The 7,265-nt window shown below is 53.4% G+C and carries 4 protein-coding genes; 1 reads left to right on the plus strand and 3 read right to left on the minus strand.

The window, feature by feature from the left end; all coding sequences use genetic code 11:
• Positions 1–257 precede the first annotated feature (257 nt).
• The gene (locus tag GOW31_RS21695; protein WP_171172782.1) at positions 258–989 is read right to left on the minus strand and encodes a hypothetical protein; all 732 of its coding nucleotides are present in this window, start codon (positions 987–989) and stop codon (positions 258–260) included.
• A 245-nt stretch (positions 990–1,234) separates the two neighbouring features.
• Here GOW31_RS21695 and GOW31_RS21700 point away from each other — a divergent pair, with 245 nt between their 5' ends.
• Positions 1,235–2,782: an amidohydrolase family protein gene (locus GOW31_RS21700; protein WP_171172783.1), complete on the plus strand. Its 1,548-nt coding sequence runs from the start codon at positions 1,235–1,237 to the stop codon at positions 2,780–2,782.
• A gap of 95 nt (positions 2,783–2,877) precedes the next feature.
• On the opposite strand, the gene GOW31_RS21705 is transcribed toward GOW31_RS21700, so the two are convergent.
• Positions 2,878–5,403, minus strand: coding sequence for a cation:proton antiporter (locus tag GOW31_RS21705; RefSeq protein ID WP_171172784.1), 2,526 nt, complete (start codon positions 5,401–5,403; stop codon positions 2,878–2,880).
• 431 nt (positions 5,404–5,834) lie between these two features.
• On the minus strand, positions 5,835–7,019 hold the full coding sequence (locus tag GOW31_RS21710) for a site-specific integrase (protein WP_171172785.1): 1,185 nt from the start codon (positions 7,017–7,019) through the stop codon (positions 5,835–5,837).
• Positions 7,020–7,265 lie beyond the last annotated feature (246 nt).

Below are 7,265 nucleotides of genomic sequence, written 5' to 3' on the forward strand. Positions count from 1 at the left end.
CGGACAGACCGACCCGACTTGTAGAATTTCGGGCCGAACCCCGTCACGCGCCATTTCTGGATGGTGCGCACGCTCTGACACAGGAAGTCGGCGGCTTTGCTTTCGTCAATAAAACCGTCCAAATAATCCGTCGCTGGGCGGTTGTTGTCGTTTGCAGGGTCGTTCGTGAGCATCTGTTTACTCCGGTTTGAGTTGCTGATGCTCTAGACTTGGACAAATCCCCAATCTCTAAAAATATCTCTAAAATCCCAAACAATTTATAGATTTGAGATTTTCTTCAAATCATTGAAAAACGGTGAAAAAATTCTGTGAATCGTTTTGTCCGACATCTGAGCAGGTGGCACGTCTAGGTCTGGACGGTTCAATTCAAGCCACCGTCTGACTTTAGGGTAGTGCGACATTTGCGATGCCGTTGGGTCTATTTCGCCAGCTTCATGGAGCGCATGAAAAGCTGCTTCGATGTCAGATTTGACCGATGGTCTACCCGGCGCGCGCGACGGTGTGGTGTCTACATGACCGCGCTCAAGGATTTCATTTCGAATACAATTGGTGGTGAGACGTACCTCAATGAACTCCAATCCCCTAAAGCTCAGTTTTCCCTCATCCCAATTGCAGCGGCCAGACCACGCTGCGTTAGGAATTGCTATCGGGGTACTGGCAACTTTCCTTGGCGGCTCAAAGCCATAGGCGTGAAGATGGCCGCCCGCGATGTATTTTAGGATGTTCTCTTGTAGGGTTTGTCTAACAGTATTGCGTGCCTCTAGGATTTTCTGTGGTCCCTCCAGCAGCATTTGAAATTTGGTGACTGCGTCTGCCTCCATAGCCGAAGCTTTGGTCATTCCATCTTCAAGGGCGCTGATGGCTGACGATCTCTGCAGCTCTTCCCAGCGTTCCTTTAACTTAGGCTCCGCATACACGACCCAAGCTTGGGTCATAGCAAAGCCACTACGCCACAAACGGTCTAGCTGGTTGGTTGTTGGTTGGCTCACTGCTCCGCCCTTTCAAATGCCCGGGATAGGTACGCGATGTAGTGAGTAAAGTTAATAGGGTGCAACGTCCCCTGTATATCTTATGTACGGGACACAAACTTAACCTGCGTACAGCTAGACCGATCATTAGGGCACCTCTGTTTCAGAAGGGCAATGTCCGCCATGCGGACAAAACAGACTTTGGCAGAACAATAAATTGATCTGTTCCTTTATCGCCTTAAGCTGGAGACACGGAGGTTCCGCTCATGTACCGCACATTTGTTTTTTCGATTTTTGTGGCAATTGCCACGACCTGCTCAGCGCAGGATTACGATATCGTCATAGCGAACGGACGGGTCATTGATCCAGAGACAGGCTTGGATGCCATCCGAAATCTGGGGATCAGCGGCGGCGAGATATCCGCGATCTCCGAGTTCGCCATGGAAGGTTCGTTGGAGATCGATGCAACTGATCTTGTTGTAGCGCCAGGGTTCATCGATTTGCATGCACACGGCATGAACTTGGGCGACATGCGTATGCAGGCGATGCAAGGCGTAACAACTGTTCTGGAGTTGGAGTCCGGTATCCTACCTATTGCAGATTGGTATGCTGAAATGGAACGGCAGCAGACGCCACTGAACTATGGGGCGTCTGCCGCTTGGACCTTTGGCCGAATAGCTGCGTTCACAGGTGAAGGGCCTGTTGCCGAACTATCCTATTTTCAAGATGCGCAGAGATTCGACGATTGGAAGACACAAATCGCTGATCCGCTTCGTATGGCGGAGTTGTTGGACTTAGTAGAGCAAGGATTGAAAGAAGGGGCATTGGGAATAGGCGTTAATGCAGGATACGCGCCTGGATACGGACAAAAAGAATACTTTGCTTTGGCAAATATGGCCGCCGATTATGGCGTGGCCACGTATACACACGTGCGGTACGCATCGAATTTGGAACCGCAGGGGTCTTTTGAGGCAATAAAAGAATTGATTGCGAACGCTGCGCTAACAGGCGCGCACATGCATATCTGTCACATCAACAGTTCTTCATTGGAAGACATCCACGCCACCCTTGATTTGGTGGAACGGGCCCAAGCTCAAGGCATTAACGTCACGGTAGAGGCCTATCCTTATGGCGCCGCGAACACCGTTGTAGGAGCCGCGATGTTCTCAGGTGACGGATGGCGAGAACGCATGAGCTCTACGGCACAGAACTTTCAACTGGGCGCAGATCGCATGACAGAAGAAGAGCTTACCGATTACCAGAACAACGAGCCGGGCACCTTCGTCACATGGCATTTTCTGGACGAGAACGATCCTGACGCACTAGCGCTATTGGATGCATCCGTTACCCACCCAGCAGTCATGATCGCCTCGGATGCGGTGTTCTGGTCCTACTTCGACGAAAGCGGGGCAGTTCTGAATTATGAAGGTAGTGATTGGCCACTTCCCGAAAATGTATTCAGTCACCCGCGGTCGGCTGGAGCGTTTACCAAAATCCTTCGATCTTATGTGCGCGAACGGGGTTTATTGTCACTCGAGGAAGCCATTCGCAAGATGTCCTTGATGCCAGCCCAAACGCTCGAGGAATTCGTTCCACAAATGAGAAAGAAGGCGCGCCTGCAAGTAGGAATGGATGCTGACATTGTCGTCTTTGACCCTAAGACAGTGGCGGATCTAGCCACCTACGAAAACGCGAACCAACCTGCCACAGGTGTCCATACCGTTCTCGTAAACGGCACGTTGGTCGTTGAAAATGGTGAACTCAAAATAGACGCTGATTCAGGTCAACCAGTCCGCCGCGAAGTTCAAAGATAACGCGGCTGGTTTGGGCTCAAAGCGGACATCGCGCTTCCGCGAAATGAAAAAACAGTTGTAGCGGTTCCGTTCCAATTGATGAGCTTTCTTTACAACTATCCTTGATCAGCAGAACCTTCATGCTCTTCCAGGTCCAACACCGCAGGGTCGATCATGCGTTTGCTGGCGCTCATCTTGACGGAGTTCCGCATGGCTTCGCTTCGCCGAAGTAGTCGACGGAATCGCGCTTCGTCTAGCTCAAGCAATGTCGAGGGTGCCAACACCCGCACGTTCACAAGACGGGGCCGTTTCATTAGCATGGCCAATTGCCCAAACATTTCGCCACGACCTAACCGTGTGGTGTGTCTGCCGAATTCCACTTCGACTGCCCCAGAAGCGATGAAAAACACACTCCGAGTCAATTCATCTTTGGAAAGGATCGTGTCGCCCGCGTTGGCGTAGCGGGTACGCAGCGCTCTACTGAGTTTTCGCAGTGAAGCTTTGTCGAGATCAGAGAATAGTGGAAATTGCCTGACCAGATCCCGCCCCTTTAGGGCGATGTCCAGTACCGGACGCCCTTCAGATAAAGCACGTCGTGCCGCCACTTCCTGCATCAACACTGAATATAGCTCTTCGCCTACCAGGCCATCCTCTCGCATGACGGCGTATTCTCGCTCCTCCAGTCGCAATGCTGTCCTTCGGATGAACCGCCGCTCCAGCTTTTCCGCATAGCCTGGATATTGGAGCCGCAATCCTTCAAGCGCTGTCTCAACCGCCTCGGATCGGCGCTCCAACAGGTCGTCTAGCAACTCCGCAACCCGGCGACCGTGTATCCGGCGTATGCGACCACGGACAAACCCATCGAGATCCCGAAGGATCAGACGTTGCATGAGCAGCCTTTCGAACCGGTCCGCTGTTATACGAGTGAGCGGAAACGAGATTCGTAGGCGGTTTTGCAGGAACACGGCGATCCGAAAAGATTTTCCATAGACGACAGATCGATTGGACGCGCGCTGATAGCCGATCCGCCCACCGGTCCTTGCGCCTTCAATGAGCCGATCCGCGTCTGACAGAATTTTTTCGCTGAGAACAGATGACATGGTGCGCTCTCGCATTCGGGCCAAAACAGAATCCCGCTCTGCACCGGCCAACGCAATAAGGCCAAGTGTAATCCGGTCACGATCAAGGATCTCTGCGCTGTCTTCGGCGGCCTTTACAGCATCGTCGAGACGTTCGCTAAATTGTTTGGCTTCGTTTCTTACAATTTGGTGGGTCAGGTTGTAGTTTTCTGCGGTGCGGGACACATCCTCGCGGACCGATTGCAAGGCGACCGCGACCACCTGGCGCGACAACGCCGTATCAAGCGGAGTAAGTTTGTCGAGCCCTAGCTTTGTGATCACCGTTCGCAAGGTTGTTCCTTGGACAATCAGTGTAAACAGCGTAAAGCCAGTGGCCAAAATACCGACCAGACGCTTGGTTTCGAGCGGTACATGAGTGCTTTCGGTGACCGCCAGTGCCAACGCCAAAGTCACGGCGCCCCGCAGCCCACCCCAAAGCATTGCGGTGCGATAGGGGCGTTCCACAGCTGGCGAAAGACCGATTGTCGTTAGCAATGGCAACAAACCGAAAAGAACCGCTGCCCGCGCCAGTGTTGCGGCAAGAACCACTACTGCCAACAGGCCAAAGTCAGACGGTTGAACTCCTTCCAACAGTCTCGGGATCAACAATGCTGCAAGAATAAAGATCAGCGCTCCGGCCCAATGTGCCAGGAGATCCCATACTTCTTGCAGATTTGTCCAAGCGATCGGTGACAAACGACCGGGGCCGGTGAGGTTGAGCGTTAGTCCTGTGACCACCACTGCGATAACACCAGAAGCCCCGACGCTTTGTTCCGCAACGATATAGGCGAGGTACGGCATCGCGACAGAAATTGAAATCTGCGCCTTCTCCCAACGGTCTACGAAAGCCATCATCCAAACCGCCATACGCGCCATAAGCCAACCGGTGAGTGCGCCACCGGCGATCAACAGCGGAAACTGCCCCACGGCTTCACTTAGTGATGGATCAGGTCTGCCGAGCATCACAAAGCTCATGAATAGCCCGAAAAGAGCAATCGCGGCTGCATCGTTCAGGAGGCTTTCACCCTCGATTATTCGCGACAACCTGCGTGGTGCGGATATTGACCTAAAAATGCTGACAACCGCCGAAGGATCAGTTGTCGATACGATAGCGCCAATCAACAGGCAGGCGACCAGCGGTAACGCACTTACCCAACTGAGCGCATAGCCTATTGAAAGTGTCGCCACAATCACCGCCACAACGGCCATCATCAGGATGGGCATCCAGTCATCCAGCATCCTGCGCAGGTTCATGCCGAGTGTCGCCTGGAAGAGCAACGTCGGCAGGAAAACATAGAGGAAGACGTCTGACCGGATCGGCAAATCAATTATCGCCTGCGCTCCCGGGTTCAGTGCATCCGTCAAGTCAGTGTTGAGAAAGAACGTTGCGCCAAGTCCGATCACTATCCCTAGGACCGCTAGGATAACGCTGTAAGGCAGGCGCATACGTGCAGCCAATGGTTCTGCCACGCCGATTACAACAAAAAAAGAAGTGATGATGGTCGTGATGACGACAATATCCATCAGTACGTATTATCTGAGAACTCGAACTAAGGGAATTCGCCCCTAAAACAGAATCTGCTTTGTGGGATCAACGTGTTGGCTCACAAACATCCAGATTGCGCACTTGCAAGGTGTGTTTGCAATGGCGGACCGCTCTTTGACACTAGCTCCGTAAGTGAACTGCTGGAACATGTCGACCACCCCGCTTTGCAAAGTCCGCTTCCTGCGCATTGCTTTCATTGGAGCTACGCGCAGCAACGGTCAATTTGGGCTCAGAGCGGTCATTGGAGGTATCGGCTCGAGGCGAGGCTTTTTACTACCCTACGTATACGCGGAGTTGTGTTTGCCTCGGGTGGGCAGAAAATCCCTATGTAACGTATCGTATACGTAGGCGCGCTACGTAATGTAGGCAGCCTACGTATACGTCTTTGGAGTTGGTCGCCCTTAATGCCTTACCTAACCAGACGCAGCCTCCTGCCGGTTTCCTGCCCTCCGACCAACGTATTGAGTCGCGACGCATTTTCTTCTGCAGCCTGCCGTACTGGATCATCTGCCAAATGCGCATACCGCATGGTGGTCTGAATCTGACTGTGACCCAGCAACCGCCCGACCATCTGGATCGGCATGCCCGATGACACGGCGTTTGATGCATAGGTGTGGCGCAAGTCATGAATACGAACATCATTCAAACCGGCCCGCTTACGTATACGACGCCATGGCTTTTGCAGGTCGGTCGCGTAGTGGCCGGGAACAGCCCCGGTGATTACATAAGGGTTGTCAGGAAGCCGTGGCAGGGCGCTCAGAACCGCTCGGGCCGGTTGGGGCAGGGGAATGCGCCGCGCGCCAGTCTTGGTGTCGGGAAGCTCCATCCCTGTGTCTGTGATGAAAGACCATTGAAGGGTCTGGATTTCACCTAGGCGACACCCGGTCAGGATTAGTAGCCTGAAAGCGGCGACGACAAAGGGCGACTCCGAGCCATCCCGTTCCGCGTCTGTCAAAGCCTGCCCGAGTCGTTGCAACTCATCTTGGTTCAGAAACCGTTCCCGTTTCTCTTCGCGGTATTTTGGGACATGGCGACAGGGGTTCGACCCGTCAGGTCGTAAACCCCAGATTTCCGCCAGATTGAACATCTTGGACAAAACGCCCAACGTCCGGTTGGCTTGATAGGGTTTGTCCCGAAACTTGTGGTGCAGTTCGGCAATATCTTTCCGTTCCACGTCGACCACTTTGAAGCTGCCAATTGCTGGAACGATAAACAGGTCGATTGCCCTGCGATACTCCCCTTGGGTGGACGGCTTGCAGCGTTCCTTGACGTGGGTATCAAAGAACCGCTCGCACAGAGCCGCGACCGTGGGCGCGCGGCGATGCTGGGCAATCTCTTCGGCGGGGTTCTCACCCTTAGCCACTTGCCCCATCAGTTCCTTTGCCAGCTTCCGGGCCTCGTCGACGGTGATCTTGCCATGTCGTCCGATGGAGACGCGTCGTGTCCGTCCGCCTTTGCGATACTGCGCCTGATAGGTCTTTGCCCCAGAGGGCATGACACGGACACCAAACCCCGCAATCTGGCTGTCCCAAACAAAGTAGTCTTTCGCCTCAACGGGCAGGGCTTCTACGGCGCGTTTGGTCAGTTTGGGCATCCCTCATCCTTTCTCTTTCTTCGCCCCGTGGAAGCATTATGGAAGCAACTGGAAGCGGTTCATGGCGTAAGAGGTAGGAACAGGGCGTGCCGGCCGTCAATAATAAAATAACGATTCCAATAAGATAGGGTAAAGTGGCGTTTTCAGGCGTAGTTGGTGCAGGCGGCCATAAGCTATCTCATAACCTGAAGGTCGCAGGTTCAAATCCTGCTCCCGCAACCAAAAAAATACCAGTCAGATATCAAA

Origin of the sequence: Ruegeria sp. HKCCA0370, assembly GCF_013033705.1 — a bacterium.
GTDB lineage: Bacteria > Pseudomonadota > Alphaproteobacteria > Rhodobacterales > Rhodobacteraceae > Ruegeria.